Raw genomic sequence first — 19,344 nt, 5'->3', positions numbered from 1 at the left:
CTGGTAGGTCGACAGTTGGGGAGTTTGACGTGAGCGTGTCGCGGATCGCAGTGGTCGCCGGTGACGGCATCGGGACCGAGGTCACCGCGCAGGCTCGCAAGGTCATCGACGCGGTCCTCCCCGGCGTTGAGTACAACGAGTACGACCTCGGCGCCCGCCTCTACAACCGCACCGGCGAGGTTCTGCCGAGCGCGATTCAGGACGAGCTGGCCGGCCACGACGCCATCCTGCTGGGCGCCATCGGCGACCCGAGCGTCCCGCCGGGCATCCTCGAGCGCGGCCTGCTGCTGAAGCTGCGCTTCGACTTCGACCAGTACGTGAACCTCCGCCCCTCCAAGCTGTGGCCGGGCACCTCCAGCCCGCTGGCCGGCGTCAAGCCCGGCGAGATCGACATGGTCGTGGTCCGCGAGGGCACCGAGGGCCTCTACGTCGGCGCGGGCGGCGTCCTGCACAAGGACACCCCCGCCGAGATCGCGACCGAGGAGAGCCTCAACACGCGTTATGGCGTGGAGCGCGTCATCCGGGACGCCTTCAACCGCGCGCAGCGCCGGGACCGCCGCCACGTCACGCTCGTGCACAAGACCAACGTGCTGACCCACGCCGGCAACCTGTGGTCGCGCGCGTTCGCCGCCGTGGCCGCCGAGTTCCCCGAGGTCACCACGGAGTACCAGCACATCGACGCCGCCAGCATGTTCATGGTGAGCAACCCGCAGCGCTTCGATGTCGTGGTGACCGACAACCTCTTCGGTGACATCCTCACCGACATCGCCGCTGCCGTCACCGGTGGCATCGGCATGGCGGCCAGCGGCTCCGTCAACCCGGAGCGCAAGTACCCGTCGACCTTCGAGCCGGTCCACGGCTCCGCGCCGGACATCGCCGGCAAGGGCATCGCCGACCCGGCTGCCGCGATCCTCTCCGCGGCCCTGCTGCTGGAGCACCTCGGCCGCCTCGACGAGGCCCGCCGAGTAACCGAGGCGGTCGCGGCTCATGTCGCGTCCCGGACCCCGGGCGCGTCGCTGCGTACCGCCGAAGTCGGCGACCTGGTGGCCGCGGCCGTCTGATCCGGCCCGGTTTCTCACCCAGCCCGCAAGGGCTTCCTCACCCGTGCGGTCATTGAACTAACGACCGTTCGGGGTAGATTTCATGCGCGGCACTACGGGTGCCCTCGCATGCCCTGATCTTTTCTGCAGAAAGCAGGTCTCCTTGTCATGAGCGGTGGTGACAACCTCGAATTCGAGATCCGTCCGAACCCGGCACCCGTAAGCGACGCTGACCGCGCCGCCCTGCTGGCCAACCCCGGTTTCGGCCGCATCTTCACCGACCACATGGCGACCATCCGGTACGCCGATGGCAAAGGTTGGTACGAGCCCCGGATCGAGGCCCGCGCCCCGATTCCGATGGACCCCGCGAGCGCTGTTCTGCACTACGCCCAGGAGATCTTCGAAGGGCTGAAGGCGTACACGCTTCCGGACGGTGGCGTCGCGATGTTCCGCCCCGACGCGAACGCCAACCGGTTCAACCAGTCCGCTCAGCGGATGGCGATGCCGCAGCTGCCGGTGGAGACGTTCCTCCAGTCGCTGCACGAGATCATCTCGATCGATCGGAACTGGATTCCGCAGGGCGAAGAGGGCAGCCTCTACCTGCGCCCCTTCGCGTACGCGAGCGAGGTCTTCCTCGGTGTGCGCCCGGCGACCGAATACCTGTACCTGGTCATCGCGTCGCCGGTCGGCCCGTACTTCTCCGGTGGCGTCAAGCCGGTGACGCTCTGGGCCTCGCCGGACTACACCCGGGCGGCTCCGGGCGGCACCGGTGCTGCGAAGTGCGGCGGCAACTACGCGGCCGGCCTCTCCGCGCAGGCCGAGGCCGCCGAGCACGGCTGCGACCAGGTGGTCTACCTGGACGCGGTGGAGCGTAAGTACATCGACGAGCTCGGTGGGATGAACGTCTTCCTGGTCCTCGACGACGGCACCCTGGTGACGCCGCCGCTGACCGGGACGATCCTGCCGGGTATCACCCGCGACTCGGTGATCAAGCTGGCGGAACGCGCCGGCCGCCGCGTCGAGGAGCGTCCGATCAGCCTGGACGAGTGGCGCGAGGGCGCTGCCTCGGGCCGGGTCCGCGAGGCGTTCGCCTGCGGCACCGCCGCGGTGATCACCCCGATCGGCGTGATCAAGAGCGAGGACGGCGAGTTCACCGTCGCCGACGGCGGTTCCGGCGAGGTCACGATGGGCATCCGCAAGCAGCTCGTCGACATCCAGCGAGGCCGAGCCGAAGACCCGTTCGGCTGGGTGCATAGAGTTCTTTAAAGACCCACTTGGGTACGCGTCAGCGCGTTGACGCGTACCCAAGAAGGCTCTTAGGGCTCTAAAAGGTTTTGCCGCAGGGCAGTGAGATCGTTGTCGGTCAGGCCGATCTGCTTCGCGAAGTTCTCCACGGAGCCGTGCAGCGCTCGCAGATCCTCCAGGAACATCATCATCGCCTCGGGTGGTGAGTCGAACATGTGCTCGTTGCCGAGGACCGACTCAGGGCTGCTGCGCAGCAGATAATCGGTGAGCGGCCGCATCGCCTCGGTGGTCAGGGCGTAATCGGCGGCGATCTCCTCGTCGCCGACGCCGACCAGCGACAGGGCCAGCGCGCAGACCGTGCCGGTCCGATCCTTTCCGGCCATGCAGTGCACCACGACCGGGGCGGCGTCGGCGCTGGCGATCACCCGCAGCGCCTCGGCGATGCCCTCGTGGCCGTCCTCGGCGAAGTTGAGGTAACGGTCGGCCAGCCAGCGTTCGTGCAGGACGTCCTCGGGGTGCTCGACGCCTTCCCAGTCCACGTGACGCAGGACCACGTTGCGGTAATCGACGCCGTGCTCCTCGGCGACCCGGCCGAACTTCTCGATCTCGAACGGCCGGCGCAGGTCGATCACCGTCTTGATGCCGAGCAGGGCAAACGCCTCGGTGTCCTGCTCGCTGAGCCGGTGCAGGGAGTCGGCGCGGAACAGCCGTCGCCAGCGCACGGTCCGTCCATCAAGGCCGGTGTAGCCGCCGACGTCGCGGAAGTTGTACGCCTTGGCGAAGGGCAGGTTTCGTGAGAACGATTCAGCGACCACGGACTTAACTTAGTCCCGAAAAGTGGAACGACGCTTCCCACGAACCCGGTTAGTGGCATGCTTCATCTCGTGACCCACTCTGTGCTGATTATTCGCACCCAGCGCGCCGGCAGCTGCTGACAGACGTCAGACGCCGACGCGCAGACCTCCCGCATCCGCGGGGGGTCTTTTTGTTGTGGTGGGTGACTACCCGAGAGGACTTCCCCGATGGACTACCAGGTGTTCGACACGACGTTGCGCGACGGCGGGCAGCGCGAGGGAATCAGCTACACGGTCGCCGACAAGCTCGCCGTGGCGCGCCTGCTGGACGAATTCGGCGTGGGGTTCATCGAGGGTGGCTGGCCGGGCGCGATGCCGAAGGACACCGAGTTCTTCGAGCGGGCCAAGACCGAGCTGGAGCTGCGGAACGCGGTGCTTGTCGCGTTCGGCGCGACCCGCAAGGCGGGCGTCGACGTGACCGAGGACAAGCAGGTCAAGGCGCTGCTGGACGCCGAGACGCCGGTCGTCTGCGTGGTCGCCAAGTCCGACATCCGGCACGTCGAGCGGGCCCTGCGCACCACCGGTGACGAGAATCTGAACATGGTCCGGGACACCGTGCGGCACCTGGTCGCGAACGGCCGCCGGGCGTTCGTGGACTGTGAGCACTTCTTTGACGGGTTCCGCTACGACCCTTCCTATACCGCCAGTGTGGTCAAGGCGGCCTTCGAGGCCGGCGCCGAGCGGGTCGTCATGTGTGACACCAACGGCGGCATGCTCCCGTCGATGATCACCGCAGCCGTCAATCAGGTGGCGGAGCTGGCCGGCGTCAGCGCCGACCAACTCGGGATCCACTGCCAGAACGACACCGCCTGTGCGGTCGCCAACACCGTCGCCGCCGTCGAGGCCGGCGTGAAGCACTTCCAGTGCACGGCAAACGGCTACGGCGAGAGGCCCGGCAACGCCGACCTCTTCGCCGTGGTCAGCAACCTGCAACTCAAGCTCGGGCTGAAGGTCCTACCGGACGGATGCCTCGAGAAGGCGACGCGGGTCTCCACCGCGCTCGCCGAGATCGCCAACATCGCCCCCGACACCCACCAGGCCTACGTCGGGGCTGCCGCATTCGCTCACAAGGCGGGGCTGCACGCGAGCGCGATCAAGGTGGATCCGCTGCTGTACAACCACGTCGACCCGTCGGTTGTCGGCAATGACATGCGGATCCTGGTGACGGAGATGGCCGGCCGGGCCAGCATCGAGCTCAAGAGCGCCGAGCTCGGACTGGACCTGGCCGGCCACCCGGAGACGACGACGGCCGTCACCAACAAGGTCAAGGAACTGGAGGCCGGCGGCTGGTCGTTCGAGGCCGCGGACGCCTCGTTCGAGCTGCTGGTGCGCAGCGAGCTGCCGGGCGCCGGCATCCCGAGCCCGTTCACGCTGGAGAGCTACCGGGTCCTGGTCGAGCACCGGGAAGACGGCAAGGTGATCTCCGAGGCGACCGTCAAGCTCCGCGTCGAGGGTGAGCGGATCATCGCGACGGCCGAGGGCAACGGCCCGGTCAACGCGCTCGACGAGGCGCTGCGAGTGGCGCTGTCCAACCACTACCCGCAGCTGAAGACGTTCGAGCTGACCGACTTCAAGGTGCGCATCCTGGAAGGCAGCCACGGCACCAACGCGATCACCCGGGTTCTGCTGGAGACCAGCGACAACCGGGGCGAGTGGACCACGGTCGGAGTGCACGAGAACATCGTGGACGCCAGCTGGACCGCGCTGGTGGACGCACTCACATTCGGTCTGGCTCGTTGAGCCGCTGGAACAGTATGTGGTCCTGCCACTCGCCGGCGATCTTCAGATAGCGAGGAGCCACGCCGAACCGGGTGAAGCCGTTGCGTTCGAGAACCCGCTGCGACCGTACGTTGTGGGTGAGCGTGCCGGCTTCCACCCGGTGCAGGCCGTGCTCGGTGAAGGCCTTCTTCACGGCCGCGGTGACCGCCGCGGTCGCGACACCGCGGCCGGCGGTGCTCTCGCCGACCCAGTAACCGAGGCTCGCGGACAGGAACGGCCCGCGAACCACATTGTTGAGGTTCACCCGGCCGACGATCTTCCCGTCTTCCACGATCACATACGGGTACGTGTTCCCGGCCCGCAACGTGTCCGAGATGATCTTCAGTTGGCCGGCCTCGGTGTAGTAGCTCTCGTCGCGGATCGGGTCCCACGGGGCCAGGTAGGCCCGGTTCACGGTCAACAGCCCGGCCAGCGCGCCGGCGTCCTCGATGGTGACCGGCCGGATCATTTCGCCGCCGGGATGGTCAGGGCCGCGATCAGCGCCCGGTGGTCGGATCCGGTCACGTCGTGCACCTCGACATCGCTTACCCCGATTCGCTCGTCGGCCAGTACATGGTCGATGGTGACAGGCGGAATGAGATCGCCGTCGTACGGTCCCCAGGTGCCGATCAGGCCCTTGCCGACCGTGGCGGCGGCATCCCGGTAACCGGATTTGATCAGGTCACGCAGCGGTCCGTGGTCCAGCGTCGCGTTGAAGTCACCGAGCAGGATCCGGGCCACGCCGTCCTTGTCGGCACGCGGCTCCTCCTCCAGGTCGGAACGCCAGCCGGCGAACGTGTCCGGCAGGGCCGGGGCGAGCGGGTGCGCCGACTCGACGAGCACCGGCGCGGCACCGGGGGCCTGGACCGTCGCGTACGCCTGCAGGAACCGCCAGCCGCCGTTGTTGCGGCGCGAGCCCGGGTCGCTGACCGGGTACCGGGAGTAGAGGCCCGAGCCGCTCGCACCCGCCTCCGCCGCGAACGAGTGGTACGGCAGCAGCTCGTCGAGACCGGCCGCCCGCAGACCCTCCCGGCCCTCGTCGGTGAACTCCTGCAGCGCCAGGACCGCGACGTCGTTTTCCCTGACCAGGCGCACGATCGAGGCCGGGTCGGCGCCGCCGAACAGCATGTTCGACGTCATCACGCTCAACGCGACACCGGTGCCGGGCCCGGCGTCCAGATCGGGGATGGTCCGCGGCAGGACCCCCATGGCGAGACCGAAAGCGGTCAGCACGGCCACAGCCGCGGCGGCCCAGCGCCGCGCGATCAGCGCGATCAGGGCCGGAATCAAGGACCAGAGAGCGACGTACGGAGTGAACGCGATCAGCTGGATCAACCGGCCGCGTTCGAGCCCGAAGCCCCGGACGACGAACCAGGCCGCGGCCGGCGCCACGAGCAACCAGACCAGCAGGGTCCGGGTGACAGCACGGCGATGGGCCGGCCGCGTCGAAGCAGGCGCGTCGGTGATCGTCATGGGCGAGACGTTAGCGGGCGGCCGCCAGAGGACCGTTCTCCCCTGGCGGCCGTCACGTGTCAGATCTCGCTGTCGACCAGGTCGCCGAACTCGGCCAGGTCGTCCCGGATCACCGCGGCGTCACCCTCGACGACCAGGGTCAGGCCGTCCACCGACAGATGCCGCGCGGCGGCCTCGGACACCTGCTCGACGCTCGCCTCCAGGTATTCGCGGCGCAGCGTCACGTAGTAGTCGTCCGGCAGGCCGTGCACCACGAGCGAGGCCAGCGCGCCGGCGATCGCGCCCGGCGTCTGCATCTCGACCGAGAGCTGACCGGCCCGCCAGGAACGCGCCACCTCCAGCTCCGCCTCGGTGACACCCTCTTCCTGGGTACGCCTGATCTCGCCGAGCGTGTCCGCGACAGCCGGCCCGGTCACCGCGGTCTGCACCCCGGCCGCCACCTCGAAACGGCCGGAGCGGCGGGTCATCCCGTACGAGCCCCGGATGCCGTAGGTGTAGCCCTTCACCTCGCGGATCAGGTGGTTCAGCCGGGAGGTGAAAGCACCGCCCAGCACCGTCGCGGCGAGCGTCATCGCCACGTAGTCCGGCGTCGCCCGCTCCGGGGAGCGGTGCCCGATCCGCAGCGTCGACTGCACCGAGCCGGGCCGGTCCACCAGGATCGTGCGGCGGCGGTCCGGCACCGGGACACCCAGCGGACCCTCCAGCGGCAGCGGGTCACCCGAGGTGCCCGCGAACGCCGCCTCGGCCAGCGCGTCCAGGTCCAGCGCGTCCAGGTCACCGGCGACCAGCAGCACACCCGGTCGCAGCATCCACGCCTCGTGGAAGGCGAGCACGTCCTCCACGGTCACCGCGGCCACACTCGTCGGATCGCCGTGCAGCGGCCGGGAGTAACGACCATCCGCACTGAACAGGGCCTTGCGCAGCGACGCGTCGGCACGCGGACCGGGCTGCGCCCAATCCATCCGCAGCGCGGTCACCTCGTCGTCGCGCACGCGCGCGACATCCGACGGATCCAGCCTGGGCGTCCGCGCGGCCTCGGCGGCCAGGCGCACGGCATCGGTCAGCATGGGTACGGGAGCCGACACACCCACCCGGAACGTGTCCCAGTCGACCGACGGCGAGAGTTCGGCGCCCAGTCCTTCGAGCGCGAGCGCGTACGCCGCCGAGTCGCGGCTCTTGGTGCCCTCCTCCAGCGACTTGGCGAGCACCGTGGCGGTGCCCTCGCGTCCCTCGGACTCCCGGGCGGCGCTCGCGTCGAGCAGCAGCACCGAGCTCGCGAGGATCTGCCCGGGCAGGTGGGCGGCGATCACGGTGCCGCCGTGCTTCTCCAGGCGGCGGACGCCGGGGAAGGCGTACGGACGGGCCGCTCCGGGGTTCGGCCGTTCGGTGATGAGGGTCATGCGGGCTCCCCGGGAACGTAGGTGAGAGTGACGCGGGACTCCGGCCGGAGCGTCTCCGCGGCGGCGTTCGTCACGTCCTCCGCGGTGACGGCGAGCCAGCGGGCCAGCCGATCCGCCGCGGCGGACGGGTCGCCGAACTGCGTCGTGTACCGGCCCAGGGTGTCGGCGCGGCCGCCGACCGTGGAGACCTGCCGCCACCAGGCGGTGGTGAGCAGCGCCTTCGCCCGGTTCAGCTCCTCGTCGGTGACCGGCTCGTCGATCAGGCTCTGGATCACGTCGGCCAGGCCGGCCTCCAGCGTCTCCAGCGACACACCGTCCTTCGCGGTCGCCGTGATGATCAGCGGAGCGGGCGCGTGCGCGAGGTCGACACCGTACGAACCGATGTAGTCGGGCTGGGCGATCCGCGAGCCGTCGGCGAGCCGCTGGTAGAGCCGGCTGCCGCGTCCGCTGCCCAGGATGGTCGCCAGCACGGTGACCGCGTCGTACCCGAGCGTGCCGAACGGGTACGTCCGGTACGACAGGTAGATCCGCGGCGCCGGGACGTCGGCGGTCACCGTCTCGACGGCCGGCTCGGTCGCCGGCTCGGGCAGGCTGCCGTCCGGCGCCGGCGGGATGCCGTCCACCGTGGCGATGCCGCCGAAGTACTTCTCCGCCAGCGCGAACACCTCGGCCGGCGTGGTGTCGCCGACGACCGTGAGCACGCAGTTGTTCGGCGCGTAGTACTGCTGGTGGAAGGCCTGGAACGTCTCCAGCGCGGCCGCGTTCAGGTCTTCCATCGACCCGATCGTGGCGTGGTGATAGGGGTGGCCCTGCGGGTAGAGCAGCGGCAGCAGGCGCAGCCACGCGTCGCCGTACGGCACGTTCTCGTACCGCTGGCGGCGTTCGTTCTTCACCACCTCGCGCTGGTTGTCCAGCGTCTCCTGGGTGAGCGCGGGCACCAGCCCGCCCATCCGGTCCGCTTCCAGCCAGAGGGCCAGCTCGAGGTGCTCGGACGGCATCGTCTCGAAGTAGTTCGTCCGGTCCGGGTTGGTGGTGGCGTTCAGTGAGCCGCCGTTACCCTGCACGAGCTTCATGTGCTCGGTCTTCTTCACGTGCTGCGAACCCTCGAACATCAGATGCTCGAAAAGGTGCGCGAACCCGGTCTGACCTGGGGGCTCGTGCCGGGAGCCGACGTCGTACCAGAGGTTGACGCAGACGACCGGGGCGGTCCGGTCCTCGCTGACGACGACCCGCAGGCCGTTCGCGAGCCGCGTTGTTTCGATGGGCCACGGATACCCGGTCGTGGCGACCGGTGCGGTTGGTGACGTCACCCCACCAATCATGCACTGCCGCCTGTTTCGTTGCTGCCAGCCCATCGATAACCGAATAGCGCATGATCGCGACTCGGTGCGATGCTGGGGGCGTGATGGAGGACGTACGTGTGAACGACCGCCTGACCATCCCGGCGGCCGAGCTCTCGTGGCGTTTCTCCCGAGCGAGCGGACCGGGTGGTCAAGGCGTCAACACCACCGATTCGAGGGTCGAGCTGTCGTGGGACGTGCTCGGCTCCGACCTGCTGCCCAATTCCCTCAAGGAGCGAGCCGTCGAACGTCTGGGCGCCCGCCTCGTCCAGGGTGTGCTCACGATCACCGCGTCCGAGCACCGCTCCCAGCTCCGCAACCGTGAGGCGGCCGCGGCCCGCCTGGGCGCCCAGATCGCCGGCGCCATCGCGGCCCCGCCCCGGCAGCGCCGCGCGACCAAGCCGTCCCGCGGCGCGGTCGAGCGCCGGATCGGCGAGAAGAAACGCCGCGGCCAGATCAAGCGTAACCGCCGCCCCGGCGCCGACGACTAGAGAAGTCCTCAGCGCTGGTTGAAGGGGGCGACCGCCTCGCGGTTCTGGGCGGCGTTCTCCGGGCCCAGCAGCTCCTCGCAGACCCGGATCAGGCGGCTGCGCAGGCCGGCCGCCCGGCGGGCGAACTCGCGCTGGCGGGCGACGTACTCCGCTTTGCCCTCCGGGGTCTCGATCTTCACCGGCGGGTGGCCGTACGAGGCCAGGTCGTACGGGCTGGCCTGCATGTCGAGCAGGCGGATCTCGCCGGCCAGGGCGAAGCAGTCCAGAGCCAGCGCGCCCGGCACGGCGGGACCCAGTTTCTGCGCCCACTTGTGCACGTCCATCGCGGCGTGCAGGCAGCCGGGCTGGTCCAGGTCGACCTGGGTGGCCCGGGTCGGCTGGAGCCGGTTGAGGCCGACCGCCTCCGGGGTGAAGAACCGGAACGCGTCGAAGTGGGTGCAGCGGATGGTGTGCTGCTCCACCACCTTGTCGGTCTCGGCCTGGCCCAGGCGCAGCGGCAGCTCGTGGCGGTGCTCCGGATCGCGGTAGACCATCGCCCACTCGTGCAGGCCGAAGCAGCCGGAGAAGACCGGGCGGGACGCGGTCGCGGTGAGCAGGCCGTGGATGTACCGCACGCTCTCGCCGCGGGCGGCCAGGAAGGCGTCCTGGTTGAGGGTGACCACGCCGTCCGGGTGGCTCACGTAGAACTTCCACCCGGCGTGCTCGGGCAGGCCGGCCGGCGCCGGGGCGAGGCCGGTGCCGACTCCGGGGTGCCAGCGGCGCAGCTGGTTGGGGCGTGTTCCGTAGTAGTCGTAGAGAAAATCCTCTATGGCGTGTTTCTCGTTCGCCGAACGGCGGGCACGGTGGCCCGCTGTCATGTCGTCGGCGCGCTCAGCGTGCGCTCGGGCTAGGGGTATCCAGGCGACCGAGGGCAGCGTGGTGGTGAGAGCCCTCACCTGCTTGATCCCCATCGCACCAATGTATATAGCCAAGGCGATCAACACGATCACCGTTTGGCGCGAATGAGTTCCGCCACCGTATGTACACCGATCAACTCACGCCGTCATGAAGTACGGCTGCTCGTACATGTAGCACATCTACTACAGACTTGATAACGTGCTGGACATGATTGAGGTTCAGGACCTCCGGATGAGTTACGGGCCCAAAGAGGTCCTGGCGGGCATCGACTTCACGGCGAGCCGCGGCGAGGTGCTCGTCCTGCTCGGGCCGAACGGCGCCGGCAAGTCCACCACCATCGAGATCCTGGAGGGCTTCCGCCATCGTTCGGCGGGCCACGTCCGGGTGCTCGGCGTCGACCCGGCGAGCGGCGACGAGCGCTGGCGCGCCCGCATCGGTGTGGTGCTGCAGTCCTGGCGCGACCACAGCAAATGGCACGTCCGCGAGCTGCTGCACCACCTGGGTGGGTACTACGCGGCGTACTCGACCGCGGAGCGCCGCCGCCCCTGGCCGGTGGATCAGCTGCTCGAGGTGGTCGGGCTGGCCGGGCAGGCGGGTACCCGGATCGTCCGGCTCTCCGGCGGTCAGCGGCGGCGGCTCGATGTCGCGATCGGCATCGTCGGCCGTCCGGAGATGCTTTTCCTCGACGAGCCGACGGTGGGTTTCGACCCGGAGGCGCGACGTGAGTTCCACGACCTCGTGCATCGGCTGACCGATGTGGAGGAGACGACGGTGCTGCTGACCACGCACGACCTCGACGAGGCGGAGAAACTGGCGGACCGCATCCTCATCCTGGCCGGCGGCCGGATCGTGGCGGGTGGCTCGGCCGACGAGCTCGCCCGTGAGGTGGCCGGCGAGACCGAGGTCCGCTGGACGCAGGACGGACGCCGGTTCGTGCACTCGGCCACCGATGCCACCTCGTTCGTGCGCGGGCTGTTCCAGCAGCACGGCGAGGCGATCGGCGGGCTGGAGGTGCGGCCCAGCAGTCTCGAGGAGACGTACATGAAGCTGGTGCGCGAGGCGGAGGGGAGCGCGAGATGAACCGGGTTTTCCGGCTGGGCCTGGCCCGCGGCGGCGTGGAGCTGCGGCAGACGCTGACCACCGGGCAGGACGTCTTCGGTTACCTGCTGCCCGCGCTGCTGCTGCTCGGCACGCTGGTGCTGATGCGTGGCTCCACGGTGCCCGGCACCGAGATCGCTCTCGGCGCGCACACGTTCGTCAGCTCGCTCGGCATGCTGACGGTGATCGCCGGGGTGATGACCATGGCGCAGTACCTGGCGATGGATCGGGAGGACGGCACCCTGCTGCGGGCGAAAGCGACACCCGACGGCATGTCCGGTTACCTGATCGGCAAGAGCGTGCTGGTCGCCGGGGTCAGCGTGATCAGCTGCCTGGTGGTGCTGCCCGGTGCGTTCCTCGTCGCGGGCGGCCTGGAGTTCGATGCTGCCGGCGCGTTCACGCTGCTGTGGCTGGTGCCGCTGGCATTCCTGTCGACGATGCCGTTCGGCGCGATGCTCGGGTCGCTCTTCGACAACGTACGGACGCTGTCGTTGTTGATGTTGCCGATCTTCGGACTCGTCGGTATCTCCGGCATCTTCTATCCGATCACCGCGCTGCCGGGCTGGCTTCAGGGCGTCGCGCAGCTCTTTCCGATGTATTGGCTAGGGTTGGGCCTGCGATCGGCTCTGCTGCCGGACGCCCTGGTCGTCGCGGAGCTGGGCGACTCCTGGCGGCACACGCGGACGTTCCTGATGCTGGGGATCTGGTCGGTGGCCGGGCTGGCGCTCGCGCCGGGCGTCCTGCGGCGGATGGCACGCCGCGAGTCCGGGTCGGCGGTGGCGGCTCGTCGCGAGCGGGCGATGACGCGGATGGGCGTTTGAGGGAGCGATGGGCAGCGAGGTCACGTTCAACCGGATCGCGATGCTGCGCGCCGAGCGGGGGATCAGCCGCCGGCAGCTCGCGGACGCGCTCGGGGTGCACTACCAGACGGTCGGTTACCTGGAGCGGGGCGAGTTCAGCCCCAGCCTGCACCTGGCGCTGCGCATCTCCGAGCACTTCGGGGTGCCTATCGAGGTGGTCTTCTCACTGCACCCGTTCCCGCGATTGGGAACCGGCTTGGGAACGGGTTTGGGAACGGGCTTGGGCGCGGGGTCGGGCGAGGCGTCACGCCCGGCGTAGATTTCGAGGCGAATCAGCGTTCCTAGAGATGGGGTTACCGTGCGTTTCGCCCGCTTTGTTCATGCCGGTGGAGTTTCTTTCGGCGTCGTCGAGGGCGACGGCTCCTCGGGCCTTACGGTGGCCGAGATCAACAGCCTGCCGTTCGAGGAGGTTCGCCTCACCGGGCAGCGCTGGGCGCTCGCCGACGTCCGGCTGCTCGCGCCGATCTTCTCCAGCAAGGTGATCGGAATCGGTCGCAACTATGCCGACCACGCGGCCGAGATGGGCAACGAGGTGCCCAAGGAGCCGCTCATCTTCATCAAGCCGTCGACCTCGGTGATCGGGCCGAACGACGCGATCCGCATCCCCAGCGTCACCGAGCGGGTCGAGGAGGAGGCCGAGCTCGCCGTCGTGATCGGCGCGACCGGCGCCCGCCGGGTCGACCGGGCCGGCGCCGAGAAAGCGATCTTCGGGTACACCTGCGGCAACGACGTGACCGCCCGTGACCTGCAGCGCAAGGATCCGCAGTGGACCCGGGCCAAGGGTTTCGACTCGTTCTGCCCGATCGGTCCGTGGATCGTCACCGGGCTCGACGTGAGCGACGTCGAGGTGCGATGCGAGGTCGGCCGTGATCCGCAGAACATGGAGGTGCGCCAGATCGGGCGTACCAAGGACATGGTCTTCGACATCCCGACCCTGATCTCGTACGTGTCGCACGTCATGACGCTGCTGCCCGGCGACATCATCCTCACCGGGACCCCGGCCGGCGTCAGCCAGATCGTCCCGGGCGACACCGTCTCGGTGAGCATCCAGGGCATCGGCGAACTGCGGAACCCGGTCGTCGCCCTCGACTGACCCGCCCATGATCCGCATTCTCCGTATAGCGTACGGAGAATGAGGATTCTGGTGACCGGCGCCACCGGCAATGTCGGCCGGATGGTTGTCGACGAACTTCTCGCCCTCGGCGCCACCGATATCCGCGCGCTCACCGTCGATCCCGTCAAGGCGAACCTGCCTGCCGGGGTCGAGGTGGCGCGCGGTTTCGTCGGACGGCCCGAAACCCTGACCGACGCCCTTGCGGGCGTCGACCGGATGTACCTCGCTCCGCACCCCGCTTCCGCTTTCGAGGTGTGCCGGCTCGCCGCACAGGCTGGGGTACGCGTGATCGTCGACATGGCCGGCGCGAAAGGCGAGCACTGGCAGGTGGTCGAGGACGCCGTGGAAGCGTCCGGCGTGCCGTGGACCCATCTGGAGCCCGGCGAGTTCATGGCCAACGCCGACCTGTGGGCGCCGCAGATCCGTTCCGGTGACGTGGTGCGGGACGCCTTCGGTGACGTCGTCAACGCCCCGGTGGCCCAGGAGGACATCGCCGCGGTGGCCGCCCGGGTGCTGCTGTCCGACGGGCACCTCGGGAAGGCGTACGAACTGACCGGTCCGCAAGCGCTGAGCCGCCGCGAGAAGGTCGCGGCGATCGGCCGCGCGCTCGGCCGGGAGTTGACGTACGTCGAGCTGACCGGCGACGAGGCCCGGGATCAGTTCACGGCCACGATGGGTGAGTACGGGCAGTGGTATCTGGACGGGCTCGCCCAGCTGCTGGAGTACCCGCAACCTGCGGTATCCACCGTTGCTGATCTTCTGGGCCGCCCGGCGACCACCTACGAAGAGTGGGCGCGAAGTCACGCGGATCTATTTCGGTAACCCGATTTGGTGGGCCGGGAGGGTTCAGGTAAAGTTCTCAACGGCTCAGCAAGCAGGGCCAAATGGGGTATGGGGTAATTGGCAGCCCAGCTGATTCTGGTTCAGCCAGTCTAGGTTCGAGTCCTGGTACCCCAGCGCATCACTTCCGCGAGGGAGTGGGCGCTGGATGTTCTACAGCGCAGTTGGTAACAAAGGCAGTACCTGGTCCCGTCGTCTAGCGGCCTAGGACGCCGCCCTCTCAAGGCGGTAGCGAGGGTTCGAATCCCTTCGGGACTACAGGCTGAAACGGCCCGCGTCACTCCGGTGATGCGGGCCGTTTCATGTTCCAGGCCAGATCCGGGGCGATTTCGGCTAAGGCGCTGGTCCTGATAGAGTTCAGCCCGCCGCACGGGGTGAAAACACCGAGCGGCAGGGGTCCCGTCGTCTAGCGGCCTAGGACGCCGCCCTCTCAAGGCGGTAGCGAGGGTTCGAATCCCTTCGGGACTACCAACGAGAACGGCCCGCATCAGCTGATGCGGGCCGTTTCGTTTACACGGTCTCGGCGATCCCGGGGGTCAGCCAGGTCAGCGTCGATGGCGGGAAAGCGGCCTCCGCCTCTGCCCGGCCCTCGTGGAAGTGCGACCACCCCTCGTAGTGCACCGGCACCACCCGGCGGGGCTTCAGCTCGGCGATGAGCTGGGCAGCGTCCCGGCCGTTCATCGTGTATTTGATCGGGCCGGTCAGGCCGAACTGCACCTTGCCCAGGTGCAGGAGCACCGTGTCGACGGTGAAGCGGGAGGCCACCTCGCGCGCGCCGCTGAAGAGCACGGTGTCGCCGGTCATCCAGATCACCGACGACGAGCCGGGCGGGCGGATCGCGAACCCGATGGCGTCGCCGACGAGCGCCCGGCTCAGCGGCGGGCCGTGCCGGGCCGGTGTGGCGGTGATCTCCAAACCGGCGACCGAGGCACTCTCCCAGGGCGCGAGGCCGACGGCCTTGCACGAGGAACCGAGACGGCCGGCTCCGCTCACCGTGGTGACCACCACCGGCACGGACGGCAGCAGCGCCCGGCCGGCGTCGTCCAGGTTGTCGGCGTGGTGGTCGTGGGAGAGCAGCACCCCGTCGATCCGGCCCAGTTCGCCGGGGCGCAGTGCCGGGCCGGCCACCTTGACCGAGGACGTGCCCAGGCCGAAGGCGTACCGGCGGCCCGGGTCGTCGAAGGTCGGGTCGGTGAGCAGGCGCACACCGTCGATTTCGATCAGTGCGGTCGGGCCGCCGATGTGGGTGATCCGCAGGTTCACCGCGACGGGAGGGCGTGCCGCAGCGCCCACTCCAGCACTTCGTCGGCGATCTGCTCCCAGCCCTTCTGTGCGGGCAGCAGGTGCGCGTAACCCTCGTACTGTTTGCGCTCGGTGATGGTGTTCGACTTGTAGTGCTTGGCGTTCGACTCCTGGATCGCCGGCGGCATGATGTGGTCCTCGGAGCCGGAGACGAACAGCAGCGGCGCCCGGTCGTCGTTGTGATAGTCGACCCAGGTGTCCTGGTGGCCGGGCTGGAAATTGGCGAGCACGCTGCCCCAGAGGATGCCGCCGTTGGCCGGGATGGCGTACCGCTCGTACAGGTAGCGGGACTCCTCCTCGGTGAAGGTGTTGGTGAACGCGTACGTCCACTCCTCGAACGAGAGCGGCACCGTCTTGTGCCGGTTCGCCGGGCTCTTCAGGACCGGGAACGTGGACTTCACCTGGGAGAGCGGCACTACCCGGACACCCTCGGTCGGCGCCGAGTTCATCGCGACGCCGGCCGCGCCGAACCCGTGGTCGAGCAGGATCTGGGTGAACGCGCCGCCGGCTGAGTGACCGATGATGATCGGCGGCTCGGGCAGGGCCTTGATGGCCTCTTCCAGGTGGGCGATGATCTGCGGCACGGTGACCGCCAGGATCGGCGCCGGGTCGGCGTTGAGCGACTCCACCTCGACCTCGAAGCCGGGGTACGCCGGTGCGATGACCTGGTGACCCTTGGCCTCGTAGTGCGCGATCCAGTTCTCCCAGCTGCGCGGTGTCACCCAGAAGCCGTGGACAAGAACGATCGGTTTCACGATCAATACCCCCTCATAGAACCTCGTTCGATCCTCATGGGAGCGATACCGCTCGCGAATCACGTGCGATGCGTAGTCGCGCGTGCGCGTCAGTCCTGGAACACCTCGCGCAGCTGCCGCCGGGAGGCGACACCGAGCTTCCGGAACACTTTGCGCAGGTGGTAATCGACGGTGCTGGCACTGAGGAACAGATGCGCCGCGATCTCGCCATTGGTAGCCCCGGCGCGCGCCAGGCGCGCGACGGCGGCCTCCTGCGGGGTCAAGGCCGTTTCGCCCTGCGAGGGTACGGGGGACCGCACGCTCTCGCCGAGGGCGGCGAGTTCCGATCGTGCCCGCTCCACGAAAGCGCCGGCCTGGATCGCCTCGAACATCTCCAGCGCCGTGGTCAGCTGATCCCGCGCGTCCCGGCGACGGCGGCGGCGGCGCAGCCATTCGCCGTACAGCAAGCGGGCCCGGGCCAGGTCGCCGAAGGACGCGGTCGCGCCGAGCAGGTCGATCGCCTCCCGGTAGAACGGCTCGGCCCGCTCCGGAGCGGCCAGCAGCGCGTCGGACCGGGCCAGAACGCCGAGCGCCAGGGGTGTCGCGCTGCTGCGGGCGGCCACGGCCAGGTCGTCCAGCGCCCGGGCCGCGGCCGGCCGGTCACCGGCGCGCAGCGCGGCTTCCACGAGGTCCGGCAGCGCGTACGCGTACCGGCGTGGGTGGCCCAGGTCGACGATCCGCAGCAGCAGGTCATGGGCCGCCGGGTAATCGCGGCTGGCGATCTCCAGGATGGCCGTGGCGAGCACGGTGACCGAGTGCATGGCGCCGAGGTGCAGCATCTCGAAGACCTGGAGGGCCTGCGCCGCGCTGTCCCGGAATCCGTCCGGCGCCCGCCAGGCCACCAGCTCGGGATGCCGCCAGACCTGTTCCTGGTCGGCGGTCTGGCCGATCGACCGGCGGATCCGCTGGCCGGTGGCGTCGTGCCGGTCGGCCTGGTCGAGCCGGCCGAGGGCGGCGTCGGTCATCGCGCTGACGAAGTGGACCAGGTCGAGCGCGTACAGGGCGCCGGTACGCCGCGCCGCCGACTCGGCCCGGTCCAGCAGGACCAGCCGGGACGCGTCGTCCCAGAGCAGGTTGCTGAAGTTGACCGCGACGACGAACCGCCGCAGCAGGGTCTCGTCGGGCACCGCCGGGTCGAGAACCGCGGCGACCGCACGGCGCATCGCGGGCGCGCCGGTCCGGTAACCGCCCAGGATGAAAGCGGAGTACCCGGCGAGCAGCAGCCCGTCCAGGCCGTCCGGATCGGTGCCGGCCAGCCGCGCGGCCTCGGCGGCGACCCTGGTCTCCTCGACACTGCCCAGGCGCTCGGCGCCGATCGCGTGGTCCACCGCCTGGACGGTGGCTCGCCGGGCCTGGACGTGGTCGGCCCCGAACGCGGCGGCCGCCTCCAGACAGAGGCCCGCCGCGTCCCGCAGGCCGGTCGGCGCCCCGGTGTTGACCGTGGCGAGGGCCCGGGTGAGCAGCGCCGAACCGAGCACCGGCCCGGCCAGTTGCGCCTCCTCCACGACGTCCAGCAGCGACAGCGCACGGGCCGGCGCCCCGGCCGTCATCGCGGCGGCAGCGGCGTCGACCTGCCGCCCGGCCCGGATCGCCGGGTCCGGGGTGAGCTCGGCGGCCCGGTTCAGGAAGGTGACCCGGGCCGCGTACCCGCCACGGGCGCCGGCCCGGCCGGCCCGGCGTTCCAACTCGGCGGCGACCTGCTCGTCCGGCGCGGCGGCCGCGGACGCCAGATGCCAGGCTCGGCGGTCGGCCTCGGCCGGGTCGATGGTCGCCGCGGCCAGGGCCGCGTGCACGGCCCGGCGCTGGGCCGGCGGCGCGTCGCCGTAGACCGCGGACCGGACCAGCGGGTGCCGGAAGTCGACCGGGGGAGAACCGGTCACCAGACGGTCGCCCTCGGCCGGGCCGGCGTCCTCGGGCCGGGTGCCGAGCAGACGGGCGGCGGCGAGCAGATGTTCGCCACGGCTCCCGGCGCCGGCGGCCGCGAGCAGCAGCCAGGTCCGGGTGGGTGGCGGGTAACCGCGTACCCGGGCGGAGTAGTGGCTCTCCAGCCGGCTGCCGATCGGCACGGGTTCGGGCAGCGGCGACGCGCCGCGCCACTGGTCGGCGGTGAGTTCACGGCCCAGATCGGTGAGCGCGAGCGGGTTGCCGCCGGTGGTCTCGGCGATGTGCTCGGCCAGGCTCAGGTCGATGTCGTCGGTGACCACGTCGGAGAGCAGCGCGATCGAGGCGTCCCGGGTGAGACCGCTCACGATCAGGTCGGGGATCCCGGCGAACAGGCCCGGGTCATCGCCGCGCAACCCGAAGAGGAGCACCACACCCTCGGCGTGCAGGCGGCGGGCGACGAAGGCGAGTGCCCGCGCCGACTCGTTGTCGAGCCACTGCACGTCGTCGACGACGCAGAGCCGGGGTGCGGTGGCGAGCAGGGTCAGCGACGCCAGGCTGACCAGGAACAGGTCGGCCGACGGGCCCTCGGTGAGACCGCAGGCCACTTCGAGGGCGGCACGCTGGGAGGGCGGGAGCCGGTCACGCTCCGGGAGCAGCGGGATGAGCAGTCGATGCAGGCCGGCGTACGGGAAACCGGACTCGGACTCGACGCCGCGGATGGTGAGGGCCTCGGGCACCTGGCTTTCCGCGTACCGAAGGAGTGCGGTCTTGCCGACGCCGGGCTCGCCGCGCAGCACCAAGGCCGCGCTGTGCCGCGATCGCGCCCCCGCGATCAGAGAATCGAGGGTGGCGCACTCGGATTCGCGTCCGAAGAGCCGATCATCCCGCCCGAAGAGCCGCACGGCGGCAGCCTATCGGGCGGTGATCGATGCGTTACAGATCGATGGGGCGAAT

18 protein-coding genes and 3 tRNA genes are annotated in these 19,344 nt (G+C 69.8%); 12 read left to right on the top strand and 9 right to left on the bottom strand.

Annotated elements, in window-relative coordinates:
• The first annotated feature begins 35 nt into the window (after positions 1-35).
• Both B0I29_RS39475 and B0I29_RS39470 read left to right on the top strand, forming a co-directional pair.
• Positions 36-1,061 carry a 3-isopropylmalate dehydrogenase gene (locus B0I29_RS39475; protein WP_181558218.1) on the top strand — a complete coding sequence of 342 codons (1,026 nt, stop codon included), beginning with the start codon at positions 36-38 and terminating at the stop codon, positions 1,059-1,061.
• Positions 1,062-1,208: 147 nt separating this feature from the next.
• Positions 1,209-2,306: a branched-chain amino acid aminotransferase gene (locus B0I29_RS39470; protein ID WP_111654287.1), complete on the top strand. Its 1,098-nt coding sequence runs from the start codon at positions 1,209-1,211 to the stop codon at positions 2,304-2,306.
• Positions 2,307-2,356: 50 nt separating this feature from the next.
• Here B0I29_RS39470 and B0I29_RS39465 read toward each other — a convergent pair whose 3' ends face one another.
• The gene (locus B0I29_RS39465) at positions 2,357-3,100 is read right to left on the bottom strand and encodes a tyrosine-protein phosphatase (RefSeq protein ID WP_111654286.1); all 744 of its coding nucleotides are present in this window, start codon (positions 3,098-3,100) and stop codon (positions 2,357-2,359) included.
• A 207-nt stretch (positions 3,101-3,307) separates the two neighbouring features.
• On the opposite strand from B0I29_RS39465, the gene cimA reads away from it, so the two are divergent.
• Positions 3,308-4,879 carry a citramalate synthase gene (gene cimA, locus B0I29_RS39460; RefSeq protein WP_111654285.1) on the top strand — a complete coding sequence of 524 codons (1,572 nt, stop codon included), beginning with the start codon at positions 3,308-3,310 and terminating at the stop codon, positions 4,877-4,879.
• Here the strand turns inward: cimA and B0I29_RS39455 are convergent.
• From B0I29_RS39455 to B0I29_RS39440, 4 genes are read right to left on the bottom strand one after another with little or no spacing between them, the layout of a single operon-like run.
• Entirely contained in the window at positions 4,857-5,366 is a 510-nt protein-coding gene (locus tag B0I29_RS39455) for a GNAT family N-acetyltransferase (protein ID WP_111654284.1), read from the bottom strand. The two genes, cimA and B0I29_RS39455, sit on opposite strands and share 23 nt — an antisense overlap.
• Entirely contained in the window at positions 5,363-6,370 is a 1,008-nt protein-coding gene (locus tag B0I29_RS39450; RefSeq protein WP_111654283.1) for an endonuclease/exonuclease/phosphatase family protein, read from the bottom strand. Before B0I29_RS39450 ends, B0I29_RS39455 begins: the two co-directional genes overlap by 4 nt.
• A 59-nt stretch (positions 6,371-6,429) precedes the next feature.
• Positions 6,430-7,770 carry a M16 family metallopeptidase gene (locus B0I29_RS39445; RefSeq protein ID WP_111654282.1) on the bottom strand — a complete coding sequence of 447 codons (1,341 nt, stop codon included), beginning with the start codon at positions 7,768-7,770 and terminating at the stop codon, positions 6,430-6,432.
• Positions 7,767-9,092, bottom strand: a complete 1,326-nt coding sequence (locus tag B0I29_RS39440; RefSeq protein ID WP_111654281.1) for a M16 family metallopeptidase — start codon at positions 9,090-9,092, stop codon at positions 7,767-7,769. The genes B0I29_RS39445 and B0I29_RS39440 overlap by 4 nt, the downstream gene beginning before the upstream one ends.
• Before the next feature lie 83 nt (positions 9,093-9,175).
• Between B0I29_RS39440 and arfB the strand changes: the two genes are divergently transcribed.
• Positions 9,176-9,601: an alternative ribosome rescue aminoacyl-tRNA hydrolase ArfB gene (gene arfB, locus B0I29_RS39435; RefSeq protein ID WP_111654280.1), complete on the top strand. Its 426-nt coding sequence runs from the start codon at positions 9,176-9,178 to the stop codon at positions 9,599-9,601.
• Positions 9,602-9,609: 8 nt separating this feature from the next.
• Here arfB and B0I29_RS39430 read toward each other — a convergent pair whose 3' ends face one another.
• On the bottom strand, positions 9,610-10,551 hold the full coding sequence (locus B0I29_RS39430; RefSeq protein WP_111654279.1) for a 3-methyladenine DNA glycosylase: 942 nt from the start codon (positions 10,549-10,551) through the stop codon (positions 9,610-9,612).
• A gap of 154 nt (positions 10,552-10,705) precedes the next feature.
• Between B0I29_RS39430 and B0I29_RS39425 the strand changes: the two genes are divergently transcribed.
• The 8 genes from B0I29_RS39425 to B0I29_RS39390 all read left to right on the top strand — a co-directional run bounded on the left by B0I29_RS39425 (position 10,706) and on the right by B0I29_RS39390 (position 14,881).
• A complete protein-coding gene (locus B0I29_RS39425; RefSeq protein WP_111654372.1) occupies positions 10,706-11,578 on the top strand; it encodes an ABC transporter ATP-binding protein in 873 nt (290 codons plus the stop codon).
• A complete protein-coding gene (locus tag B0I29_RS39420; RefSeq protein WP_111654278.1) occupies positions 11,575-12,417 on the top strand; it encodes an ABC transporter permease in 843 nt (280 codons plus the stop codon). The genes B0I29_RS39425 and B0I29_RS39420 overlap by 4 nt, the downstream gene beginning before the upstream one ends.
• 7 nt (positions 12,418-12,424) lie before the next feature.
• A complete protein-coding gene (locus B0I29_RS39415; RefSeq protein WP_111654277.1) occupies positions 12,425-12,715 on the top strand; it encodes a helix-turn-helix transcriptional regulator in 291 nt (96 codons plus the stop codon).
• A 39-nt stretch (positions 12,716-12,754) separates the two neighbouring features.
• Positions 12,755-13,549 carry a fumarylacetoacetate hydrolase family protein gene (locus B0I29_RS39410; RefSeq protein ID WP_111654276.1) on the top strand — a complete coding sequence of 265 codons (795 nt, stop codon included), beginning with the start codon at positions 12,755-12,757 and terminating at the stop codon, positions 13,547-13,549.
• Positions 13,550-13,588: 39 nt separating this feature from the next.
• Complete coding sequence (locus B0I29_RS39405) at positions 13,589-14,392, top strand: NAD(P)H-binding protein (protein WP_111654275.1); 804 nt, start codon at positions 13,589-13,591, stop codon at positions 14,390-14,392.
• 63 nt (positions 14,393-14,455) lie between these two features.
• Positions 14,456-14,527 (top strand) — tRNA-Gln (locus tag B0I29_RS39400).
• Positions 14,528-14,595: 68 nt separating this feature from the next.
• Positions 14,596-14,668: transfer RNA gene (locus B0I29_RS39395), tRNA-Glu, on the top strand.
• Between the two features lie 137 nt (positions 14,669-14,805).
• Positions 14,806-14,881: transfer RNA gene (locus tag B0I29_RS39390), tRNA-Glu, on the top strand.
• Between the two features lie 39 nt (positions 14,882-14,920).
• On the opposite strand, the gene B0I29_RS39385 is transcribed toward B0I29_RS39390, so the two are convergent.
• The 3 genes from B0I29_RS39385 to B0I29_RS39375 form a co-directional block, all read right to left on the bottom strand.
• Positions 14,921-15,703, bottom strand: a complete 783-nt coding sequence (locus tag B0I29_RS39385; RefSeq protein ID WP_245973132.1) for an MBL fold metallo-hydrolase — start codon at positions 15,701-15,703, stop codon at positions 14,921-14,923.
• Positions 15,670-16,467, bottom strand: coding sequence for an alpha/beta hydrolase (locus B0I29_RS39380; RefSeq protein ID WP_111654370.1), 798 nt, complete (start codon positions 16,465-16,467; stop codon positions 15,670-15,672). The genes B0I29_RS39385 and B0I29_RS39380 overlap by 34 nt, the downstream gene beginning before the upstream one ends.
• 89 nt (positions 16,468-16,556) lie before the next feature.
• The gene (locus tag B0I29_RS39375; RefSeq protein ID WP_111654274.1) at positions 16,557-19,292 is read right to left on the bottom strand and encodes a helix-turn-helix transcriptional regulator; all 2,736 of its coding nucleotides are present in this window, start codon (positions 19,290-19,292) and stop codon (positions 16,557-16,559) included.
• Positions 19,293-19,344 lie beyond the last annotated feature (52 nt).

Origin of the sequence: Actinoplanes lutulentus, assembly GCF_003259845.1 — a bacterium.
GTDB classification, from domain to species: domain Bacteria; phylum Actinomycetota; class Actinomycetes; order Mycobacteriales; family Micromonosporaceae; genus Actinoplanes; species Actinoplanes lutulentus.
This window is presented reverse-complemented; position numbering and strand designations above follow the sequence as displayed.

Coding starts and splice junctions, on each gene's coding strand:
- B0I29_RS39470 (WP_111654287.1), top strand. CDS start 1,209: ATGAGCGGTGGTGACAACCTCGAATTCGAGATCCGTCCGAACCCGGCA.
- cimA (WP_111654285.1), top strand. CDS start 3,308: ATGGACTACCAGGTGTTCGACACGACGTTGCGCGACGGCGGGCAGCGC.
- B0I29_RS39455 (WP_111654284.1), bottom strand. CDS start 5,366: ATGATCCGGCCGGTCACCATCGAGGACGCCGGCGCGCTGGCCGGGCTG.
- B0I29_RS39450 (WP_111654283.1), bottom strand. CDS start 6,370: ATGACGATCACCGACGCGCCTGCTTCGACGCGGCCGGCCCATCGCCGT.
- B0I29_RS39445 (WP_111654282.1), bottom strand. CDS start 7,770: ATGACCCTCATCACCGAACGGCCGAACCCCGGAGCGGCCCGTCCGTAC.
- B0I29_RS39440 (WP_111654281.1), bottom strand. CDS start 9,092: ATGATTGGTGGGGTGACGTCACCAACCGCACCGGTCGCCACGACCGGG.
- arfB (WP_111654280.1), top strand. CDS start 9,176: ATGGAGGACGTACGTGTGAACGACCGCCTGACCATCCCGGCGGCCGAG.
- B0I29_RS39430 (WP_111654279.1), bottom strand. CDS start 10,551: ATGGGGATCAAGCAGGTGAGGGCTCTCACCACCACGCTGCCCTCGGTC.
- B0I29_RS39425 (WP_111654372.1), top strand. CDS start 10,706: ATGATTGAGGTTCAGGACCTCCGGATGAGTTACGGGCCCAAAGAGGTC.
- B0I29_RS39420 (WP_111654278.1), top strand. CDS start 11,575: ATGAACCGGGTTTTCCGGCTGGGCCTGGCCCGCGGCGGCGTGGAGCTG.
- B0I29_RS39415 (WP_111654277.1), top strand. CDS start 12,425: ATGGGCAGCGAGGTCACGTTCAACCGGATCGCGATGCTGCGCGCCGAG.
- B0I29_RS39405 (WP_111654275.1), top strand. CDS start 13,589: ATGAGGATTCTGGTGACCGGCGCCACCGGCAATGTCGGCCGGATGGTT.